The following is a 20,831-nucleotide window of genomic DNA, read 5'->3' as shown; positions in this document are numbered from 1 at the left end:
TCACCTCACCAGCGTGCCGGTGCGCCGGATGCGGCGCTGGAGTTGCAGGATGCCGTAGAGCAGCGCCTCGGCGGTCGGGGGGCAGCCGGGAACATAGATGTCCACCGGCACGATGCGGTCGCAGCCGCGCACCACCGAATAGGAATAGTGATAGTAGCCGCCGCCATTGGCGCAGCTGCCCATCGAGATGACATAGCGCGGCTCGGGCATCTGGTCATAGACCTTGCGCAGCGCCGGCGCCATCTTGTTGGTCAGCGTGCCCGCGACGATCATCAGGTCCGACTGGCGCGGCGAGGCACGCGGCGCAGTGCCGAAACGCTCCAGGTCATAGCGCGGCATCGAGGTCTGCATCATCTCGACCGCGCAGCAGGCCAGGCCGAAGGTCATCCAGTGCAGGCTGCCGTTGCGGGCCCAGTTGATGATGTCCTCGGTCGTGGTCAGCAGGAAGCCCTTGTCCTGCAACTCGCGGTTCAGCTCGGCCGTGGCGACGTCGCGGTCGGCACCGGCGGTATTCAATCCGGTCATCACGCCCATTCCAGCGCCCCCTTCTTCCATTCATAGGCAAAGCCCACGGTCAGGACCGCCAGGAACACCATCATGCCCCAGAAAGCCACGTCCGACAGGCTGGCAAAGCTGACCGCCCAGGGGAACAGGAACGCGACTTCCAGGTCGAAGATGATGAACAGGATCGACACCAGGTAGAAACGGACATCGAATTTCATCCGCGCGTCGTCGAAGGCGTTGAAGCCGCATTCATAGGCGCTGACCTTTTCCGGGTCCGGGTTGCGCACGGCGATGACCGCGGCCGCCAGAATCAGCACGATGGCAAGCGCCGAGGCCATTCCCAGAAAAACCAGGATCGGCAGGTATTCTTGCAGCAGGTATTCCACTGGGTTGGGCTCCCTTTCGCTCGCAGGAACCCGACTGGCGTCCCGCGATGGGTTTGGCTAAGGTCCGTTTATCCCCGGTCGCGGATATGGTCAACGGTGCCACCCGGCGTCAGGCCGGCTTTGCGCCCCCTGCAACGCGACAAAACCGCGCGCCCCGGCGCCGGATCGCGGGGTATTTCAGTCGGTTTTCCTGCCGGCGCGAGCCCGCCCCCCTTGCCCATGCCCGCAAGGACGGCCCACACCCGCCGGCACCGCCCTTGCCGGATCGCCGCCCCGAGAAACCATGGTCCCGCCCGCGCGGAACCCCCGGCGACCGGCAGGGAACCCGCCGGGCCGTCCGGGAATTTCCCTTGCAAAAGAGGCTTGCCATGACCGACATCTTTCTCCGCCGCGCCTATGATCCGCCCCGTCCGCATGAGGGGCGCAAGGTGCTGGTGGACCGTATCTGGCCGCGCGGGATCAGCCGCGAGACGCTGGGGGCCGATCTCTGGCTCAAGGACATCGCGCCCTCGGACGACCTGCGCCACTGGTTCGGACACGACCCCGAGAAATGGCCCGAGTTCCGCCGCCGCTATGCTGCGGAACTGGATGCCAATCCCGAATCCCTGCGCGAGCTGCGGGCGCTGATCCGCAAGGGCCCGGTGACGCTGCTCTACGGCGCCAGGGACACCGAGCACAACAATGCCGTCGCCCTGCGCGATTACCTGGCTCAGTAGCCCAGCGTCGCCGCGTCCGGCCGGCGCGGATCCGAGGCGCCGTAAAGCGTGCCCGTCGCCGGGTCGCGCATGATCGACTGGGTCGAGCCCATCGCCTCCTTGACCGCGACGCCATGCCCCTTGCCTTGCAGGATGCGAATGGTGTCCAGGCTGATGCCCTCTTCCACCCGCAGCTCGTCGGGCAGCCACTGGTGATGGATGCGCGGCGCGGTCGAGGCCTCGGCCACGTTCATGCCGTGGTCGATCATGTTCATCACCACCTGCAGGACCGTGGTGATGATCCGCGCACCGCCGGGCGAACCGGTAACCAGCCAGACCTTGCCGTCCTTCAGCACCATGGTGGGGGTCATCGAGGACAGCGGACGCTTGCCCGGCTCGACCGCATTGGCATCGCCCCCGACCAGACCAAAGGCATTGGGCACGCCCGGCTTGGCCGAGAAATCGTCCATCTCGTTGTTCATCAGGACGCCGGTGCCCGCCGCCACCAGGCCCGATCCGTAATTCAGGTTGATGGTATAGGTGTTCGAGACCGCGTTGCCCTGCTTGTCCACCACCGAGAAATGCGTGGTCTGGTCGGATTCGTAGGGCGCGAGATCGGCCGGCTTGATCATCACCGAGGGCGTGGCGAAATCGGCGCTGATCTTGCGGCGCATCTCGACCGCGTAATCCTTGCTGGTCAGCGCCGCCACCGGCACCTCAACGAAATCCGGATCGCCCAGATATTCCGAGCGGTCGGCATAGGCCAGCTTCATCGCCTCGGCCATCAGGTGGATCGTCTCGCCCGAGTTCTGCCCCAGCGCCCCGATCGGATAGCCTTCCAGCGCGTTCAGGATCTGGATCAGATGCACCCCGCCGGACGAGGGCGGCGGCATCGAGACGATGTCATGGCCGCGATAGCTGCCGCGCACCGGCTCGCGCTCGACAGGCTTGTAGGCGGCCATGTCCTCGACGGTGATCAGCCCGCCGGCCTCCTGTACCGCGCGGACGATGGCCTCGGCCACCTCGCCCTTGTAGAATCCGTCCGGCCCCTCGGCGGCGATCTTCTTCAGCGTCGCGGCCAGATCGGCCTGCACCAGCCGGTCGCCGGGCCGATAGGCCGCCCCACCCTCCTTGAAGAAGATCGCGGCGCTCGAGGGAAACTTCTCCAGATGCTCGCGCTCGGCCTCGATGCTGTCGGCCAGCTCCGGGGTGACGGTGATCCCCTCCTCGGCCAACCGGATCGCCGGGGCGATGACCTCGGCCCAGTCCATGCTGCCGTATTTGTCCAGCGCCAGCTTCATCCCCGCCACCGTCCCCGGCACGCCCGAGGCCGCGCCGCTGTAAAGCGACTTCTCGCTGTCGGCCTCGCCCGCCGCGTCCAGGAACATGTCGCGCGAGGCACCCTGCGGCGCCATCTCGCGATAGTCGATGGCATGGGTCTGGCCGGTCTCGGCATCATGGACCAGCATAAAGCCGCCGCCGCCGATATTGCCGGCACGCGGCAGGGTGACGGCCAGGGCAAAGGCCACAGCCACGCTCGCGTCGACCGCGTTGCCGCCCTGGGCCATGATGTCGCGGCCGATCTCGGCTGCCAGCCGCTCCTGCGCCGAGACCATGCCGCTTTCCGCCCAGACCGGATGGATCCGGTCCATCACGTCGAAGATCGCGGCCTCCTGCGCCGCCGCTGGAAATGCGATGCAGCCGGCCAGCACGACGGCCGACACCCGCCCCATCCCCACGATTCGTTCCTTCATGGCGCCCTCCACTCAACCCTTGCGGGTCGAGCCTAGCAGCAGAACGGCTCGGATCAAAAAGCCAAAACCGCGGCGCCGCGCCAGCGTCCCGCTCGTGTCATGGGTATTTGAAGAACAGAGAAGACCCGTGCAGCGCCCGATTTTCAGCGCAATCGCCGCTTCTTCGTTCCTCAAATACCCATGACGCAGCCGCGCAGCCGGGCGTCTTAGCCGGCCTTCTTCGCCTTGGCCGCAGCCGGCTTCTTGGCAGCGGTCTTCTTTTCGGCGGGCTTTTTCGCGGCAGCCTTCTTCGCCGGTTTCTTGCCGGATTTCGCGGCCTTCTCGGCAATCAACTCCAGCGCGCGCTCCAGCGTGACCGCGCCGGGCTCCAGGTCACGGGGCAGCGTCGCATTGACCTTGCCCCATTTGACATAGGGGCCATAGCGGCCGCTCATCACCTGCACCGGCCCACCCTCGGGATGCTCGCCCAGTTCCGCCAACGGCGCGGCGGCAGCCGCCCTGCCCCGCACCTGCTTCGAGGCCAGCACCTCGACCGCGCGGTTCATGCCGATGGTGAAGACCTCGTCCACGTCCGGCAGGTTGGCGTATTTCGCGCCATGCTTCACATAGGGGCCGTAGCGGCCGATGCCGGCCTCGACCGGCACGCCGTCCTCGGGATGCAGGCCGATCTCGCGCGGCAGCGACAAGAGCGCCAGCGCCCGCTCCAGGTCGACCGAGGCCAGATCCCAGCCCTTGGGGATCGAGGCGCGTGGCGGCTTCGGCTGTTCAGCCGTCGCCTCGCCACGCTGGACGTAAGGCCCGAAGCGGCCATTCTTCAGGCTGATCTCGTCGCCCTGGTCCACGCCCAGCACGGTATCGCCCACCATATCGGCATCCGGGCTGCTGATAGGCCGGGTGAAGCGGCAATCGGGATACATCGAGCAGCCGATGAAGGCCCCGCCCGAGCGCGCCGTCTTCAGATGCAGCCGTCCCTTGTGGCACAGCGGGCATTCGCGCGGATCCGACCCGTCGGGCCGCGGCGGGTAGAGATGCGGCGCCAGCGCCTCGTCGATCGCCTCCAGCACCTCGGAGATGCGCAGCTCGCTGGTGCCCTCCAGCGCGGCGGTGAAATCCCGCCAGAAACGGCGCAACACCTCGCGATAGGCGCGCTCGCCCGAGGAGATGTCGTCGAGCTCCCCCTCCAGGTTGGCGGTGAAGTCGTAGCTGACATAGCGCGGGAAGTATTTCTGCAGGAAGATGGTGACCAGCCGGCCCTTGTCCTCGGGGATCAGGCGGTTCTGCTCCTTGCGGACATAGTCGCGGTCCTGGATCGTGCCGATGATCGAGGCATAGGTCGAGGGCCGGCCGATCCCCAGTTCCTCCATGCGCTTGACCAGCGTGGCCTCGGTATAGCGCGGCGGGGCCTGGGTGAAATGCTGCTCGGGGGTGACCGCGCGCTTATCGGCCGTCTCACCCTCGTGGATAAGCGGCAGGCGGCGGCCGTCCTCGTCCTCCTCGTCGTCGCGGCCCTGATCATAGACCCGCAGGAAGCCGTCGAACAGCATCACCTGGCCATTGGCGCGCAGGCCCACCTGCCCGTCGGCCGAGGCAAGCTCGACCGTGGTGCGCTCCATGCGGGCCGATTCCATCTGGCTGGCCAGGGTCCGCTTCCAGATCAGGTCGTAAAGCGCCTTCTGGTCCTTGTCGGCGACAGGAAGGCGGTCCGGCGACAGCATCATGTCGGTCGGCCGGATACATTCATGCGCTTCCTGCGCGTTCTTGGCCTTGTTCTTGTACATGCGCGGCGATTTCGGCAGGTATTCCGCCCCGAACCGCGCCTTGATGGCATCGCGCACCGCCATCACCGCCTCGGGCGCCATGTCGATGCCGTCGGTCCGCATATAGGTGATGTGGCCCGCCTCGTAGAGCCGCTGCGCCGCCGACATGCAGGCCCGGGCGCCAAGGCCCAGCTTGCGGCTGGCCTCCTGCTGCAGGGTCGAGGTCATGAAGGGCGGCCAGGGATTGCGGCTGGCGGGCTTGGCGGCGACGCTGGCGACGCTCAGGTCGCGCGAGGTGATCGCGGCCACGGCGAGCTTCGCCTGCTCCTCGGTGGCGATGTCGAAGCGTTCCAGCTTCTTGCCGCCGAAGACAGTCATGGTCGCATCGTATTCGTCGCCGCGCGGCGTCGCCAGCCGGGCATGGACCGACCAGTATTCGCGGGCCTTGAAGGCCTCGATCTCCATTTCCCGGTCGACGATGATGCGCAGGGCGACCGACTGCACCCGGCCCGCCGACTTGGCGCCCGGCAGCTTGCGCCACAGGACCGGCGACAGGTTGAAGCCGACCAGGTAGTCCAGCGCCCGGCGCGCCAGATAGGCATCGACCAGCGGCTGGTCGATCTGGCGCGGATTGGCCATGGCCTCGGTCACGGCATTCCTGGTGATGGCGTTGAAGGTGACGCGGCTGACCTCGGCGCCCTTCTTCAGCGCCGGCGCCAGTGTCTCCAGCAGGTGCCAGGAGATCGCCTCGCCCTCGCGGTCGGGGTCGGTGGCCAGGATCAGCTTCGGGTCCGAGGCCAGCGCATCCTTGATCGCCTTGACGTGCTTCCTGGATTCCGAGGCCACTTCCCATTTCATGGCGAAATCCGCCTCAGGATCGACGCTGCCATCCTTGGGCGGCAGGTCGCGCACATGCCCGAACGAGGCCAGAACCGTATAGTCGTCGCCCAGGTATTTGTTGATCGTTTTGGCCTTGGCCGGTGATTCAACGACGACGACGGGCATGAAGATTCCTTCGCTTGATTCGGCGCCGGAACATGGGCGTCGCCCGGCGAACTGTCAACGCCGGGCTTCTTTCTTGTCCAAATATCCTGCGGGGGTCCGGGGGCGCAAAGCCCCCGGCTGCGGCGTCAGATGCCGTCGCCGACGAAGGCCTTCTCGACCACGAACTCCTTGGGATCGCTGTTGGCGCCCTCGCGCAGGCCGAAGCCTTCCAGTACCGCCTTCACATCGGTGTTGAAGGCCAGGCTGCCGCAGATCATGGCGCGGTCATTTGCCGCATCCATTGGCGGCAGGTTCAGGTCGGCGAACACCTTGCCCGAGGTCAGGTTGTCGGTGATCCGGCCCGTGTATTGCGTCGCTTCCCGCGTCGTCGTCGGGTAATACAGCAGCCGGCTGGCGAATTCCTCGCCGTAAAGCTCGCCCAAGAGCGGGTCGTGGCGCAGGTTCTGGACCAGTTCGCGGCCATAGGCCAGCTCGTCGGCGGTGCGGCAGGTATGCATCATCACCACCTGCTCGTAGCGCTCATAGGTCTCGGGGTCGCGCATCAGGCTGGCAAAGGGCGCGATGCCGGTGCCGGTGGCCAGGAACCACAGCCGCTTGCCGGGCAGGAGCGCGTCCAGCACCAGCGTGCCCACAGGCTTGGGGCGCAGGATGATCTGGTCGCCCGGCTGGATGTTCTGCAGCCGCGAGGTCAGCGGCCCGTCCGGCACCTTGATCGAATAGAATTCCAGCTCCTCGTCCCAGTTGGGCGAGGCGATGGAATAGGCGCGCAGGATCGGCTTGCCGTTGTCGTCCGGCAGACCGATCATCACGAATTCGCCCGAGCGGAAGCGCAGGCTGGCCGGCCGCGTCACCCGGAACGAGAACAGCCGGTCCGTCCAGTGCCTGACCGAGGTCACGGTCTGGGCGTCGGGCAACGTCTTGGCGGGTTTGGCGGCAAGGTCCACGGAAAGATCCAGTGTCATGTTCGGGATTCCCGGTCTATCTAATGCATGGGAGGACGGGGCGAAACCCCAGGTTTCAGCCGGCGAGCCGCGACCGATGGTCCCAGTCGCGCCAATCGGCGCGATAGAGCCATTGGTCCTGCGGCTGGCGCTCGGCCAGCGCGGCGGGGATCTGCACCTCGTCGAAGCCGACGCGGCGGGCCATGGCATATTGGTCCGCGATCAGCTTGCCCACGGCGCGCAGCCGGCCCTTGTAGCCCTTCTGGCGCAGCATGCGGGCCAGCGAGAAGCCGCGCCCGTCGGTCATGGCCGGAAAGTCGATGGCGATCAGGTCATGCGCCAGATAGGACTCGAGATCGGCCAGGCTCGTATCGGGCGCCAGGGTGACCGGCTCGACCCCGTCATGGGGGTGGAAGCCGTCATCGCGGACCAGAATGAAATCGCTCATGCCTTCGCTCCTGTGCGGACCATGCGCCCGCCGATGAAATGGATGCCGCATTCGGTCTTCTGGCTGCCCCGCCAGCGGCCGGCGCGCGGGTCTTCGCCCGGCTTGACCGGCGAGGTGCAGGGCGCGCAGCCGATCGAGGCATAGCCCCTGGCGACCAGCGGGTGACGCGGCAGGTTGTTCTCGGCCATGTAGTCCTGGACGTCCTGCGGACGCCAATGGGCCAGCGGGTTGATGCGCAGCCGCGACGGCGGCTCGGCCTCGAAGAACTCCAGCTGCTGGCGCTCGCCGCCCTGGAAGCGCTTGCGGCCGGTGATCCAGGCGTCGAACCTGGACAGCTCGCGCTCCAGCGGCACGGTCTTGCGGAAATCGCAGCAGGCATCGGTGTTGAACCGGTGCAGCGTGCCGTCCGGGTCGTTCAGCGCCACCTCGCGCTCGGTGGCGCGGATCACCCGCACATCGGTCAGCTTCAGCCGTTCCGTCACTTCCAGCTGATAGTCCAGCGTCTCCTGGAACAGCATCATCGTGTCGATGAACAACACCGGCGTCCCCGGCGCCACCACCGAGACCATGTGCAGAAGCACCACCGATTCCGCCCCGAAACTGGAAACCAGCGTGGTCGAGCCCAGGTCGGGGTCGCGCAGGGCGCGCCGCAGCACCTCGGTCGCCGCGTGGTGGCGATAGCGGTCGTTCAGCCGCGCCGCGCGGGCATCCAGCGCCTGATCAAGCATCGGCCGGATACAGCGCCGCCTTGAACGGAGCCACCCCCAGGCGACGATAGGCGTCGATGAAACGCTCCTCGGGCGATTCGCGCAGTTCCAGGTAGGCGTCGATCAGCCGGTCGATGGCCGGCACCACCTCGTCCGCCGGGAAGCCGGCGCCGGCGCGCTGGCCCAGGGTCGGGGTCTCGTAGCCGTCGCCACCCAGCGTGATCTGGTAGTTCTCGACCCCGGCCCGGTCCAGGCCCAGGATGCCGATATGGCCCAGGTGGTGATGGCCGCAGGCGTTGATGCAGCCCGAGATGCGGATCTTCATCTCGCCGATCTCGTCCTCCAGGCCGCGGGCGCGGAAATGCGCGGCGATGTCCTGCGCGATCGGGATCGAGCGCGCGGTGGCCAGGGTGCAGTAATCCATGCCGGGGCAGGAGATGATATCGGTGATCTTGCCGAAATTCGCCGTGGCCAGCCCCGCCTGGCGCAACGCGGCGTAAAGCTCGGGCAGGTCGGCCTTGCGCACATGCGGCAGCACCAGGTTCTGGTCGTGGTTCACCCGGATGTCGCCATGGGCCAGCCGCTCGGCCAGGTCGGCGACCAGCCGCATCTGCTCGGCGCTCATGTCGCCCGGCGTGGCGCCCGGCGCCTTCAGCGTGACGATGACGCTGGCATAGCCCGGAACGCGGTGCGGATGCAGGTTGCTGTCGGTCCAGGCCCGGAAGGCGCCGTTCGCGGCACGCGCCGCCTCATAGCCCTCGACCGGGGCATCGCGGAATTCCGGCGGCGCGAACCGGGCGCGCAACTCGCGCAGGATCTCCTGGTCCAGGCCCGAGAACTGCCGGCGGCGGTGTTTGAACTCTTCCTCGACATCGGCCCGGAACACGTCGAGGCCGCGCTCGTTCACGGTGATCTTGATCCGCGCCTTCCACTTGTTGTCGCGCCGGCCGGTCAGGTTGTAGACCGACAGGATCGCCTCCAGGTAAGGCAGCAGGTCGGCCTGCGGCAGGAAATCGCGGATCACCTGGCCCAGATAGGGCGTGCGGCCCAGCCCGCCGCCGACCCAGACCTGGAAGCCGCGCGCGCCGTCCTGTTCGACGATGCGCAGCCCGATGTCATAGGCCGAGACCGCCGAGCGGTCCTGCTTGCCGGCCGAGACCGAGATCTTGAACTTGCGCGGCAGGAACTGGAACTCGGCATGGTCGGTGGACCAGATGCGGATCAGCTCGGCCCAGGGGCGCGGATCCTCCAGCTCGTCGTCGGCAGCGCCGGCGAAAGCGTCGGCATTGACGTTGCGGATGGTGTTGCCCGAGGTCTGGATGCTGTGGATGCCGACCGAGTTCAGCGCCTCCATGGAATCGGGGATGTCGACCAGCTTGTGCCAGTGGAACTGGATATTGGTGCGGGTGGTGAAATGGCCATAGCCGCGGTCCCAGCGTTCGGCCACATGGCCCAGCATGCGCAGCTGGTCCGGGGTCAGCGCGCCATAGGGGATCGCCACCCGGTACATGTAGGAATGCAGCTGCAGGTAGACGCCGTTCTTCAGCCGCAGCGGCCGGAATTCCTCTTCGGTCAGGCTGCCGTCCAGGCGGCGCTGGACCTGCTGGCGAAACTGCTGCGTGCGGTGGCGCAGGTATTCGCGATGCTGGTCGTTGTGCTGGGGACGCGCGTCAAACATTGCTGGCCTCGAACTCGGCTTGCTGGAAATGCTTGTGGGTCGGGCCGCTGCGGCGGAACGCCTCGCGGAAATGGGCCGGCTCGGGGCGGCCGTCGGCGCCGCGCTTCGCCTCGACCAGGTAGGGGCCGACGACGAGATGGGCCTGAGAGGTTGCGTCGAGCAGCGCCAGTTCGGCGATGGCCTCGTCCTCGAACAGCTCGGCCTCGCGGGGGTCCGCGGTCCACTTGCCATCGCGCATCCACACGCAATGGCCCATGCGCAGGTCATTCGCGGTGATGACGCCGGGGGTCGCGGGGGATGGGGTGAAGCCTTTGGACATGGCCTTTGCCTTTCGTTTCCTCTGGCATCTATATAGAAAAAAATCCCCCATATTGACGAGTGGGGCAGAAAAATAAGAAACATCTCCGCATGTCAGCCGCGCAGCAAGGACGAGGTTTCACAATGAGCGACAACAGGCAAACTCCCATCCGGCTGGACGACACCGACCGCAAAATCCTGTCCCTGCTGCAAGAGGACGCCACGCTGTCGCTCGACGACATCGCGGCACGGGTGGGGGCCTCGAAGACCCCGGTCTGGAACCGGATTCGCAAGCTGCGCGAGGCCGGGGTGATCCGGTCCCAGGTGGCGCTGCTCGACCCCGATGCGCTGGGGCTCGACGCCTGCTTCTTCGTGCTGATCCGCACCAGCGAGCACGACCCGGACTGGGCGCGCCGCTTCCTGGCCGCGGTGCGCGCCCGTCCCGAGGTGATCGAGGCGCACCGGCTGGCCGGCGACATCGACTATATCCTGAAGGTGCGGGTGCGCAATGCGCGGGCCTATGACCGCTTCTACCAGGCGCTGATTTCCGAGGTGAGGATCCATAACGTCACGGCGCTTCTCTCGATGGAAGAGCTTAAGGCGACCACGGCGCTTCCCCTGGACTGACCGCCGCCGGCGGCGCGGCCGCAGGGGTATTTGTGAAACGGTGAAACGGTCAGGCCAGCGCCCTGAGCGCTCTGGGCAGCGCCTCGGCGAAGGCGGCCATCTCGGGTTCGGGGCCGCAGGAGACGCGGATGCAGCGATCCATCGGCGCAACGCCGGGCATGCGCACGAAGATGCCCTCCTGCGCCAGCGCATCCAGCAGGGCGCGGGCAAAGGCGCCGTCGCGGCCGCAGTCGACGGCGACGAAATTCGTGGCCGAGGGCAGCGCCTCCAGCCGGTTCTCGCGCGCGATCGCGGCGATGCGCGCGCGGGCGGCGGCGGTTTCGGCCAGGACATGGGCCAGCCAGTCGCGATCCTCCAGCGCGGCCAGCGCGCCGGCCTGGGCGATGCGGCCGATGCCGAAATGGTTGCGGATGCGGTCGAAGCCGGCGATCAGTTCCGCCGGGCCGATGGCATAGCCGATCCGCGCCCCTGCCATGGCATGGGCCTTGGAGAAAGTGCGGAAACGGATCGCCCGCGCGTCCTCGGGCTCGATGCGGGGGATGGCATCGGCGGGAGCGAATTCGGCATAGGCCTCGTCCAGAACCAGCAGGCTCGTCTCGGGCAGGGCGCCCAGCATGGCCTCGATGCGCCGGCCGGGATGCCAGCTGCCCATCGGGTTGTCGGGGTTCGCCAGATAGACCAGGCGCGCGCCATGGCGATGCGCGGCGGCGGCCAGCGCCTCGGGATCCTCGGCATCGTCGCGATAGGGCATCTTGACCAGCCGGCCGCCGAAACCCGCCACGTGATAGTTGAAGGTCGGATAGGCCCCGTCCGAACTGACCACCACCTCGCCCGGCGCCACCATCAGCCGCACGAGCAGGCCCAAGAGCCCGTCGATCCCCTCGCCGACCATGATGTTCTCGGGCGCGACGCCGTGATGCGCGGCCAGCGCATGGCGCAGGTCGTGGGTGTCGGGATCGCCGTATTTCCAGACCTCCGCCGCCGCCCGCGCCATGGCCGCGACCGCCCTGGGCGAGGGGCCGAAGCCGTTCTCGTTGGCGCCCAGCCGGGCGCGGAACGGCGCGCCACGGCGGCGCTCCAGCGTCTCGGGGCCGGTGAAGGGAACGGTCGCGGGCAGCGCGGCGGGAATGGGGGCAAAGCGAAAGCGCATCATGGCGCCACAGAAACCCCAAACTCCGCCCCTGCGCAAGGGCCGCGCCGGCCTGCCGGCTTCTTCCTTGGACAAATATCCTGGGGGGTGAGGAGCGCCCGGAAAAAGGTCCGCCGGACCTTTTTCAGCGACGAACGGGGCGAAGCCCCAGGGCGCAGCAGGCGCGGCGGGGACACCCCCTGGAAAGCCTTGCCCCTAGAACGCCTTGAAGGTGATCGTCGTCAGCGTGCGCACGATATGCGGGATGTCGAACAGCTTTTCGGAGAGATAATGCCCGACATCCTGGTTCTCGGGCACGTAGATCTTGGCCAAGAGGTCGTAATCGCCCGAGGTCGAGTAAAGCTCGCTGACGATCTCGCGGTCATAGATCGCATCGGCGACCTCGTAGGTCTTGCCGGGCGAGCAGCGGAACTGGACGAAAACCGGGCGCATGGCGAACCTCTCGATCTCTTGCCGCGTCAGACTAGACCACGCGCGCCTCGCAGGTCCAGTCCCCGCGCGCGAAGCCGCGCCAGAAGCGGCGCATCAGCAGCACCGCGGCCAGGCTCAGCCCCGCGACCAGCCCCAGCCACAGGCCGGCCGGGCCCATCCCGGCGACGAAGGCCAGCCCGTAGGCCACCGGGATGCCTACCAGCCAATAGCTGATGGCCGCGATCACCATGGGCACGCGCGTGTCCTGCACCCCGCGCAACAGCCCCAGCCCAATCACCTGCATCGCATCCGTCAGCTGAAACAGCCCGGCATAGAACAGCAGTCCGGCCGCGATCCCGACGATGGCCGGGGTCTCGGGATCCGAGGCATCCAGGTAGAGCCCGACCAGCTGGCGCGGGAACAGCTCGAAAGCCGCCATGGCCAGCGCGGCGATCACCACCGAAACCGCGGTCACTGTCACGCCGGCGTCGCGCATCCAGCGGCCGTCGCCCCGGCCCTTGGCCTGGCCGATGCGCACGGTGGCGGCATTCGACATGCCCAGATGCAGCATGAAGGTCAGCGAGGCGAGCTGCAGCGCGATTCCGTGCGCGGCCAGCTCGCGCGTGCCGATCCAGCCCATCATCACGTTCGAGCCGACGAAAAGCCCGCCCTCGGCCACCATGGTCAGCCCGATGGGCAGGCCCAGCACGAAGACCGCCCGCATCCCCGCCCAGTCGGGGCGCCAGAAGCGCCGGAACAGCTGGTATTTGCGCGCCGCCGGCAGCCAGGCCGCATAGGCGGCGATCGCCAGAAGCTGCGAAAACTGCACGGCGATGGCGGCGATGGCGGCGCCCCGCACCCCCAGTTCCGGCGCGCCCAGATTGCCGAAGATCAGCAGCCAGTTCAGCACGATCACCAGCGGCAGACCCGCCAGCGTGATCCACAGCACCACCTGCGGCCGCTCCATCGCCGCCAGGTAGCTGTTGAGCGTCAACTGGCACAGCATCGCGATCAGGCCGAAGCCGGCGATGCGCAGGTAGTCCTGCGCCAGCCGCGCCACCACCGGCTCCTGGCCGATGGCCAGCAGGATCGGCTCGGAATGCCACATGGCCGGGATCACCGCCACGGCGAAACCCAGCGACAGCCACAGCGCCATCCGGGCCGAGCGGCGCACCTCGACCTCGTCGCCCCGCGCGATGGCGGTGGCGATCAGCCCCATGACGCCGATACCGAAGCCCATGCCCAGGAAGAACAGGATGTTGAAGAAGGACACGGCGATAACCAGCGCCGCCAGCTCCTCGACCCCGTACCAGCCGACCATGACGGTATCGGCGACATGGATGGCCATGCGCGCCAGGTGGCTGCCGACCAGCGGCAGCCCGAGCGCGAGCGTCGCGCGCAGATGCGGGGCGTAGCGGTGAAACGTCATGCCCCTGCCTTATCCTTGGGCAAGGGCTGCGGCAAGGCGTCGCGCCGCGTCACGGCTCAGGGCCGGATCTCGACCTCGGTGCCGATGCGGGCATGGGCGAAGATCTCCTCGATCTCGGCATTGTCGACGGCGATGCAGCCGGCGGTCCAGTCGCCCTTGACGCGAAAGCCGTCGGGCAGCTGGTTCGGCTGACCGTGGATCATGATGTCGCCGCCGGGGCTGACGCCTAGCCGGCGCGCCGCCTCGCGGTGGCGGGGCTGCGGATAGTCGATGCCCAGCGACAGGTGATAGGCGCTTTGCCGGTTCAGCCGGTCGATGCGGAAAATGCCCTCGGGCGTGCGGCCATCGCCCTCGCGGCTCTTGTCGCCCTCGGGCGCGAAGCCCAGGGCGATGCGGAAGGTCCGGGGCGGGCCGCTTTCCTGATACACCGTCATGCGGCGGGCGGATTTCTCGACCAGGATGCGCTGGACCGGCGAGGCGATGGGCGCCTCCGGCCTTGCCGGCGGGCGCTGGAAGACCGGCGGCAGGGTGATGCGCGGCAGCCGGAACTCGGGCAGGCGCAGATCGGGCAGGCGCGGCCAGTGCCAGCCGGCCGCCGGCGGCTGCGGCACCGGGACGGGCGCGGGCTGCGGCGCCCAGATCAGCCACAGCCCCCAGAGCACCGCCGCCAGGCACAGCACCGAGAAGAGCCCGCCCAGCCGTCTCATTGCAGGTCGCGGAACGCCTCTTGCAGCCGCGCCACGGCCTCGGCCACCCGGGCGCGGGGCGTGGCGATGTTGAAGCGCAGGAAGTCCTCGCCGCCGGTGCCGAAACTGCCGCCGTGGTTGACGGCGATGCGGGCGCCATGCTCGACCCGGCGGGTGAACTCGGCGCGCTCCATGCCGGTGCCCGAGAAGTCGAGCCAGGCGAGGTAGGTCGCCTGCAAGGGCATCGAGCGCAGGCCGGGAATGATGTTCACGCCCTCGTCGAACAACCGCCGGTTGCCGTCCAGATAGGCCACCAGCGCATCGACCCAGGCCGCGCCCTCGGGCGAATAGGCAGCGGCGACCATGCCCGGCCCGAACAGGCCGGGCGAGATGCCCAGGGCCATCAACCGGGTTTGCAGGCGCTTGCGCAGCCCCTCGTCGGCCACGATCAGGTTGCCGATATGGGCGCCGGCGATGTTGAAGGTCTTGGTGGCGGCGGTCAGCGTCACCAGCCGCGGCGCGGCCTCGGGCGCGACGGTCGCCAGCACCGAATGGCGCGGGCTGCCGGGCAGGACCAGGTCGTGGTGGATCTCGTCCGAGACCAGGATCAGGTCATGGGCGGCGCAGAAATCGGCGACCTCGCGCAGTTCCTCGGCGCTCCAGACCCTGCCGCCGGGATTGTGGGGCGAGCACAGGATCAGCATCCGCTCGCGCCCGGTCAGCAGCTTCCGCCAGCCCTCCCAGTCCATGCGATACTGCCCATCCCGGATGGCCAGCGGGAACTCGGCCACCTCGCGGCCTGACGCGCGGATGACGCGGGCGAAGGCGTGATAGACCGGGGTCATGACGATCACCCGGTCGCCCGGCCGGGTGAAGGCATCGACGCAGACCGCCGTGCCGTTGACCAGCCCATGCGCCGAGAGGATCCAGTCCGGCTCGATCTGCCAGCCGTGGCGTGTCTCCATCCACCAGCGGATCGCCTCGAGATAGGCCGGGTTGGCGCCGGGATAGCCATAGACGCCATGCGCCGCCATCGCCTCGACCGCGCGCTGCACCGAGGCCGGCGGGCGGAAATCCATGTCCGCGACCCACATCGCGATCCCGTCCTGGGGCGAAACGCCGTAGATCGCCTGCATGTCGTCCCATTTCGAGCAATGGGTGCCGGTGCGGTCGATGATCTCGTCGAAATCGGGCTGGACCATGGTTTCCCCTCGTTTTCCGTTCGGGCGCTTTCTGTTCGGGGGCAGCATAGCGGCTTGTTGCGCAAGGCCAAGGCTTGCCCTAGATCACGGTCATGACATTGCGCAGCATCATCCTCCACCCCGATCCGCGGCTGAAGAAGCCCTGCGAGCCCGTGGCCCGCATCACCCCCGAGATCGAGACCCTGGCCGCCGACATGCTGGCCACCATGTATGACGCGCCGGGCGTGGGTCTGGCCGCGCCGCAAGTGGGCGTGCTGTCGCGGCTTTACGTCATGGATTGCGAAAAGGATCCCGAGGCGCCGCGCAACCCCATCGTCATGGTCAACCCCGAGATCACCTGGCGCTCGGAGGCGCTGAACACCTACGAGGAAGGCTGCCTGTCGATCCCCGAGCAATATGCCGACGTGACGCGGCCGGCCGAGGTCAAGGTGCGCTGGCTCGGCCTGGACGGCAAGACGCATGAGCGGGATTTCGAGGGGCTCTGGGCCACCTGCGCCCAGCACGAGATCGACCATCTCGACGGCAAGCTGTTCATCGACTACCTTAGTCCGATCAAGCGCCAGATGATCACCCGCAAGATGGTCAAGCTTAAGCGCGAGCGCGGCCGTGCCTGAGCCCCTGTCGGGCCAGGATGCCGCGCAGGCGTCCAGGGGGCCCGACCCCGCCGCGCTGGCCGCCCGCGGGCGCATCCGCCCGATACTGGTCCATCCCCACCCGGCGCTGCGCCAGGTCTGCGCGCCGGTGGGGCGGCTGGGCTGGGACGCGCTTTCGCAGCTTGCGGCCGACCTGCTGGCGACCATGTATGACGCCGGCGGCCGCGGCCTGGCCGCGCCGCAGATCGGCGAGTGCTGGCGCATCTTCGTCATGGATCACGGCTGGAAGGCCGGCGCGCCCCTGCCCCGCGTGGTTCTCGACCCCGAAATCCTGCCCCTGGGCGGCATGGTCGAGACCCTGGAGGAAGCCTGCCTCTCGATCCCCGGCCGGCCGGCTGCGGTAAGCCGGCCGGTGACGGTCTCGATGCGCTGCTTCGACCTGATGGGGACGCTGCAATTGCTGACCCTGGCCGGCATCGAGGCCCGCATCGCCCAGCACGAGGCCGACCATCTGGACGGCCGGCTGATCCTCGATGCGCTGGACGGCCGGGATTCCACCGTGCGTTAAGCCGGCCTTAACCGTTTCGCGATAGACCGGGGGAGCAGATGCCGCCGCCGGAGTCGCCGCTTGTTCCCGCTGTCCCAGATTCTCTGCTTTCTCGCCGGCCTCTGGCTCGGCCGGCGGCTGGCCCGCCGCCGCGAAGGATGCCAGCCGTCCCACGACGAATGGCGTGCCTATGGGCAGGGCGCCTTCCATGTCCGGCGCGATTCGCGGCGGGTGGACAGTCCGGGCCGGATTTACCTTCATTCCCCGCCGTGGTAGCCGGGCGGCCATCCCTGACAAGGCCGCCCCGATGACCGTCCGCCCCTTCCTGCCCTATGCCGACCGCCGCCTGCACATGCCGGCCGAGCCGGTTCCCGCGATCACCGAGACCGTGCGGATGATCTGGGACGACATGATCGACACGATGGAGGCGATGCCCGGCGTCGGCCTTGCCGCGCCGCAGATCGGCATCATGCAGCGCCTGGCGGTGGTGGACGCATCCGACAAGCGCGGCCAGGCCCTGCGCATGGCCAATCCCGAGATCCTGCACGCCAGCGTGCAGCTGCGCGCCCATGAGGAGGCCAGTCCGAACCTGCCCGGCGTCTCGGCCCGGATCGAGCGGCCGCGCGCCGTCACCGTGCGTTTCCTCAATGCCGATGGCGAGATCGAGGAGCGGGATTTCGTCGGCCTCTGGGCGACCTCGGTGCAGCACCAGATCGACCACCTGGACGGCCGGCTTTATGTCGATCACCTTTCGCCCCTGCGCCGCAAGATGCTGGTGGCGAAATCGGCCAAGCTGGCCCGCCGCTGACCGGATCGCGCGCCACGCACAGCGCGGGTCTAGCTGGAACCGCTGTCGCCCCATTTGGGCGCGCTGGGGAGAGTGCAAGGCCGCAGGGGTATTTGGAAAACGGTGAAAGGGCTTTCTGCGCAAGCGGCCGGGGCAGTTGCCCACCGGCGCGGCGCTGGAGGACGAGGGTTTTCTGCGCGCGGTGAGCGGGGGTGGGAACCTGTCACGATCTGCCTGGCGCAGCAGGACCGCATGGGCATCCCCGACGCCAATGGTATCCAGGCGCGGCGGGAAATCGCGCTGGAAACGAAAATGACGGCCGGGGTGATCCGACCGTCGCGCGGAGGGCTATCTGGACACATCACCTGTCTGGCTCGCCCACGCCACGAATATCGCGCTGAAACGGGGGATTTTCAATGACGGGCATCAGCGTCAGGACCGAGCGCGACACGACCGAAGCCCAGACCCGCCTTCACCAGCGGGTGAAGCTCGGGCTTTCTGCACGCAAGGAGCCGGGTGTGGGGCGGGGGCGCGGGAAGGGGACCGCGACGGCAAGCGCTTTTCTTTGCCGCCCCGCCCCCTTAACCTCGGGGGCGAACGGGCGGAGGGAACGCGCCCTCCGACACGCCCCGCCCCCTGTGCATCCTGGGGCCGGAGCCCTTTCCCGCTGCCACCTGCCCGCCGCCCGTGCGGGCATAGCCCGAGGGACGCCAGGCCAGAGATGTTTTCCGTGCTGCCCCTTCTTGCCGGTCTGCTGTTCTTCGCCGCCTCGCTCACGCCTTCGCTGATCCCGAGGGACTGGCTGATGCAGGGCGTGCTGGCCGGTGTCTCGATGGCGGCGGGCTATGTGATGACCCAGTTCCTGCTGGCGCTGTGGCGGGCGCTGGAACTGCCGGTGTTGCGGGGCCGGCCGGCGCGCATCGCCCATGCGGTCCTGGCGGTGCCGGTGCTGGTCCTGCTGGGCCGCGGGGTGATCCTGTCGGGCGAATGGCAGAACAGCATCCGCGCCCGCATGGGCATGCCGGACCTGGAGGTGAACAATACCGCCAAGATGCTGGCCCTGGCGCTGGCGGTGTTCCTGGCGCTGTTCGTGATCGGCAAGGCGATCCAGGCGCTGTTCGACCTGCTGCGGCTGCGGCTGGCGCGCTATATCCCGGTGCGCAGCGCCAATGTGCTGGGCCTGCTGCTGGCGGCGCTGATCGTGGTGACGCTGACCCGCGACGGGGTGGTGAACGGGGCGATGCGCATCGCCGACAGTTCCTATGCCGCGGCCCAGCACCTGACCGATCCCAGCGTGCCAGCACCCGCCGAATCCTGGCAGCCCGGCTCGGCCGCGTCCGGCATCGACTGGGAGCTGATGGGCAAGCCGGGGCGCGACTTCGTGCTGGGCGGGCCGCGCGCCCGCGCCATCTCGGGCTTCACCGGCCACCCGGCCAAGGAGCCGCTGCGCATCTATGTCGGCCTGGCCCAGGACAAGAGCCCCGAGGCCCGCGCCCGGCTGGCGCTGGACGAGATGCTGCGGGTGGGCGCCTTCGAGCGCAAGGTGCTGGTGCTGGCCAGCCCCACCGGCACCGGCTGGATGGACCCGGCCAGCTATGACGCGCTGGAATACATGCATGGCGGCGACGTGGCGACGGTAGCGGTGCAATATTCCTATCTGCAAAGCCCGCTGGCGCTGATCTTCGAGACCGAATCCGGCCTCGAGCAGACCACGGCGCTGATGCGCGCGGTCTACGAGCATTGGCGCCACCAGCCCCCGGACCGGCGGCCGCGCCTGTATCTGCACGGCATCTCGCTGGGCGCCTGGTCGTCCATGTATGCCTTCAACCCGTTCCAGATGATGAACGAGCCGGTCGCCGGCGCCTTCTGGGTAGGCCCGCCCTTTACCTCGACCCTGTGGCGGCAGGCCAACGGCGCGCGCCAGCCCGGCAGCCGCTTCGTCCTGCCCGAGCTGGATGAGGGCGAGGTGATCCGCTATGCCAGCCAATACGCGCCGCCCGACCGCATCGGCCGGCCCTGGGGGCGGCTGCGCATCCTGTTCCTGCAATATGCCAGCGATCCGATCGTGTTCTACGATCCGGCCTCGCTGTGGCGGGCGCCGGAATGGATGCGCGAGGCGCCGGCGCCCGATGTCTCGCCCCGGCTGCGCTTTACCCCGGTGGTGACGCAGCTGCAGCTGGCGGTGGACATGCTGGTCTCGACCTCGGCGCCGCCGGGCTTCGGCCATAGCTATCACGCCCGCGACTATATCGACGGCTGGGTGGCGGTCACCGCGCCCGCGGGCTGGACGGCGGCCGATACCGAACGGCTCAAGGCGATCTGCGGCCAGGAAGGGCGACTCGGATGCGCAAACGGCTGATCCTTGCGGCGGCGCTGCTGGGGCTGGTGGCCCTGGCGCTGGCGCTGAACACGGCGCGCAACTATGCCGGCTGGCAGCCCGCGACCGAGACCCCGGCCGAGCGGCTGGCCCGGCTGGAACCGCATTGGCGCATCCTGCGGCCGGACAGTCCCGGCCCGCATCCCGCCGCAGTGCTGCTGTCGGGCTGCGACGGCGTGCATGACAACATGGACTATTGGGCGCAGCAATTCGTGGCCATGGGCCGGGCGGCGCTGATCCTGGACAGCCATGCGCCGCGGCTGCTGGACAAGGCGCAGGCCTGGCGGGCGCTCTGCGCCGGGCAGGTGCTGCCGGGGGCCGAGCGCGCCGGAGACCTGGCCGTGGCGCTGGCGGCGCTGCGCGAGATGCCGGGCATCGACGCCTCGGACGTGGCGCTGCTCGGCGCCTCGCATGGCGGCTGGACGGTGATGGAACTGCTGCGCGCTCTCGGCGAGGACGAGCCGCCGCCCGGCCTGACCGCCTGGCCCGCGCCGCGCGGCAGCCTGGCCGCGCCGCTTGGCCCGGTGGTGCTGCTTTATCCCTATTGCGGCCTCTTGAACGGCGCGGCCAAGGGACCGTGGCCCGGCCATGTGCAGGGGCTGATGCTGCTGGCCGAGCTGGATTCGATCACCGATTCCGCCGATTGCCAGAGGATGGGCGAGGATCTGGTCGCGCAGGGCGCGCATCTGGCCGTCATCACCTATCCCGGCATCAATCACGGCTTCGACCAGCGCGAACGCTCGTCGCTCTCGCCGCTGGAGTTCGACCCGGCAGCACGGGCGCAGGCCACCCGCGACATCCGCGCCTTCATGCAGGGTTTTGCCGCGCCCGCGACCGGGATATGAGGCGG

22 protein-coding genes are annotated in these 20,831 nt (G+C 68.4%); 8 read left to right on the top strand and 14 right to left on the bottom strand.

Features of this window, described 5'->3' with window-relative positions; genetic code table 11:
- Nucleotides 1-534: a NuoB/complex I 20 kDa subunit family protein gene (locus tag ESD82_RS12830; RefSeq protein WP_024843170.1), complete on the bottom strand. Its 534-nt coding sequence runs from the start codon at nt 532-534 to the stop codon at nt 1-3.
- Nucleotides 525-890, bottom strand: a complete 366-nt coding sequence (locus tag ESD82_RS12825) for an NADH-quinone oxidoreductase subunit A (RefSeq protein ID WP_011748536.1) — start codon at nt 888-890, stop codon at nt 525-527. Before ESD82_RS12825 ends, ESD82_RS12830 begins: the two co-directional genes overlap by 10 nt.
- A gap of 368 nt (nt 891-1,258) precedes the next feature.
- On the opposite strand from ESD82_RS12825, the gene ESD82_RS12820 reads away from it, so the two are divergent.
- Nucleotides 1,259-1,606 (top strand): DUF488 domain-containing protein, encoded by a 348-nt coding sequence (locus tag ESD82_RS12820; RefSeq protein WP_024843171.1) that lies wholly within the window; start codon nt 1,259-1,261, stop codon nt 1,604-1,606.
- Here the strand turns inward: ESD82_RS12820 and ggt are convergent.
- The 7 genes from ggt to ESD82_RS12785 all read right to left on the bottom strand — a co-directional run bounded on the left by ggt (nt 1,600) and on the right by ESD82_RS12785 (nt 10,194).
- Entirely contained in the window at nt 1,600-3,339 is a 1,740-nt protein-coding gene (gene ggt, locus ESD82_RS12815) for a gamma-glutamyltransferase (protein WP_208852071.1), read from the bottom strand. The two genes, ESD82_RS12820 and ggt, sit on opposite strands and share 7 nt — an antisense overlap.
- Before the next feature lie 206 nt (nt 3,340-3,545).
- Nucleotides 3,546-6,101 carry a type I DNA topoisomerase gene (topA, locus tag ESD82_RS12810; protein ID WP_147428182.1) on the bottom strand — a complete coding sequence of 852 codons (2,556 nt, stop codon included), beginning with the start codon at nt 6,099-6,101 and terminating at the stop codon, nt 3,546-3,548.
- 125 nt (nt 6,102-6,226) lie between these two features.
- Nucleotides 6,227-7,063 carry a ferredoxin--NADP reductase gene (locus ESD82_RS12805; protein WP_024843174.1) on the bottom strand — a complete coding sequence of 279 codons (837 nt, stop codon included), beginning with the start codon at nt 7,061-7,063 and terminating at the stop codon, nt 6,227-6,229.
- Between the two features lie 55 nt (nt 7,064-7,118).
- Nucleotides 7,119-7,490, bottom strand: a complete 372-nt coding sequence (locus tag ESD82_RS12800; protein WP_147428183.1) for a DUF934 domain-containing protein — start codon at nt 7,488-7,490, stop codon at nt 7,119-7,121.
- On the bottom strand, nt 7,487-8,218 hold the full coding sequence (locus ESD82_RS12795) for a phosphoadenylyl-sulfate reductase (protein WP_024843176.1): 732 nt from the start codon (nt 8,216-8,218) through the stop codon (nt 7,487-7,489). Before ESD82_RS12795 ends, ESD82_RS12800 begins: the two co-directional genes overlap by 4 nt.
- Nucleotides 8,211-9,875, bottom strand: a complete 1,665-nt coding sequence (locus ESD82_RS12790; protein WP_024843177.1) for a nitrite/sulfite reductase — start codon at nt 9,873-9,875, stop codon at nt 8,211-8,213. Before ESD82_RS12790 ends, ESD82_RS12795 begins: the two co-directional genes overlap by 8 nt.
- Nucleotides 9,868-10,194 (bottom strand): DUF2849 domain-containing protein, encoded by a 327-nt coding sequence (locus ESD82_RS12785; RefSeq protein ID WP_024843178.1) that lies wholly within the window; start codon nt 10,192-10,194, stop codon nt 9,868-9,870. Before ESD82_RS12785 ends, ESD82_RS12790 begins: the two co-directional genes overlap by 8 nt.
- Nucleotides 10,195-10,316: 122 nt before the next feature.
- On the opposite strand from ESD82_RS12785, the gene ESD82_RS12780 reads away from it, so the two are divergent.
- Complete coding sequence (locus tag ESD82_RS12780) at nt 10,317-10,799, top strand: Lrp/AsnC family transcriptional regulator (protein ID WP_028709929.1); 483 nt, start codon at nt 10,317-10,319, stop codon at nt 10,797-10,799.
- Nucleotides 10,800-10,848: 49 nt separating this feature from the next.
- Here ESD82_RS12780 and ESD82_RS12775 read toward each other — a convergent pair whose 3' ends face one another.
- The 5 genes from ESD82_RS12775 to ESD82_RS12755 all read right to left on the bottom strand — a co-directional run bounded on the left by ESD82_RS12775 (nt 10,849) and on the right by ESD82_RS12755 (nt 15,677).
- The gene (locus ESD82_RS12775; RefSeq protein WP_147428184.1) at nt 10,849-11,952 is read right to left on the bottom strand and encodes a pyridoxal phosphate-dependent aminotransferase; all 1,104 of its coding nucleotides are present in this window, start codon (nt 11,950-11,952) and stop codon (nt 10,849-10,851) included.
- Between the two features lie 192 nt (nt 11,953-12,144).
- Nucleotides 12,145-12,381, bottom strand: a complete 237-nt coding sequence (locus ESD82_RS12770; RefSeq protein ID WP_024843181.1) for an Lrp/AsnC ligand binding domain-containing protein — start codon at nt 12,379-12,381, stop codon at nt 12,145-12,147.
- A gap of 31 nt (nt 12,382-12,412) precedes the next feature.
- Nucleotides 12,413-13,789 (bottom strand): MATE family efflux transporter, encoded by a 1,377-nt coding sequence (locus ESD82_RS12765; protein WP_147428185.1) that lies wholly within the window; start codon nt 13,787-13,789, stop codon nt 12,413-12,415.
- A 56-nt stretch (nt 13,790-13,845) separates the two neighbouring features.
- Nucleotides 13,846-14,496 (bottom strand): L,D-transpeptidase family protein, encoded by a 651-nt coding sequence (locus tag ESD82_RS12760; protein ID WP_024843183.1) that lies wholly within the window; start codon nt 14,494-14,496, stop codon nt 13,846-13,848.
- On the bottom strand, nt 14,493-15,677 hold the full coding sequence (locus ESD82_RS12755; protein ID WP_024843184.1) for a MalY/PatB family protein: 1,185 nt from the start codon (nt 15,675-15,677) through the stop codon (nt 14,493-14,495). The genes ESD82_RS12760 and ESD82_RS12755 overlap by 4 nt, the downstream gene beginning before the upstream one ends.
- Before the next feature lie 92 nt (nt 15,678-15,769).
- Between ESD82_RS12755 and def (ESD82_RS12750) the strand changes: the two genes are divergently transcribed.
- From def (ESD82_RS12750) to ESD82_RS12730, 6 genes are all read left to right on the top strand, one after another.
- Entirely contained in the window at nt 15,770-16,291 is a 522-nt protein-coding gene (gene def, locus ESD82_RS12750) for a peptide deformylase (RefSeq protein WP_024843185.1), read from the top strand.
- Nucleotides 16,284-16,838 (top strand): peptide deformylase, encoded by a 555-nt coding sequence (locus ESD82_RS12745; protein WP_024843186.1) that lies wholly within the window; start codon nt 16,284-16,286, stop codon nt 16,836-16,838. Before def (ESD82_RS12750) ends, ESD82_RS12745 begins: the two co-directional genes overlap by 8 nt.
- A 286-nt stretch (nt 16,839-17,124) precedes the next feature.
- Nucleotides 17,125-17,625: a peptide deformylase gene (gene def / locus ESD82_RS12740; protein ID WP_147428186.1), complete on the top strand. Its 501-nt coding sequence runs from the start codon at nt 17,125-17,127 to the stop codon at nt 17,623-17,625.
- Nucleotides 17,626-17,856: 231 nt separating this feature from the next.
- Nucleotides 17,857-18,024 (top strand): hypothetical protein, encoded by a 168-nt coding sequence (locus ESD82_RS21810; RefSeq protein ID WP_155984336.1) that lies wholly within the window; start codon nt 17,857-17,859, stop codon nt 18,022-18,024.
- A 301-nt stretch (nt 18,025-18,325) separates the two neighbouring features.
- A complete protein-coding gene (locus ESD82_RS12735) occupies nt 18,326-19,963 on the top strand; it encodes an alpha/beta hydrolase (RefSeq protein WP_024843188.1) in 1,638 nt (545 codons plus the stop codon).
- A complete protein-coding gene (locus ESD82_RS12730; protein ID WP_147428187.1) occupies nt 19,948-20,826 on the top strand; it encodes a dienelactone hydrolase family protein in 879 nt (292 codons plus the stop codon). Before ESD82_RS12735 ends, ESD82_RS12730 begins: the two co-directional genes overlap by 16 nt.
- Nucleotides 20,827-20,831: the final 5 nt, after the last annotated feature.

It is taken from the genome of Paracoccus pantotrophus, from assembly GCF_008824185.1.
Classification (GTDB): Bacteria; Pseudomonadota; Alphaproteobacteria; order Rhodobacterales; family Rhodobacteraceae; genus Paracoccus; species Paracoccus pantotrophus.
Note: the sequence above shows the minus strand (reverse complement) of the source record. Positions and strands in the feature narration are given on the sequence as shown.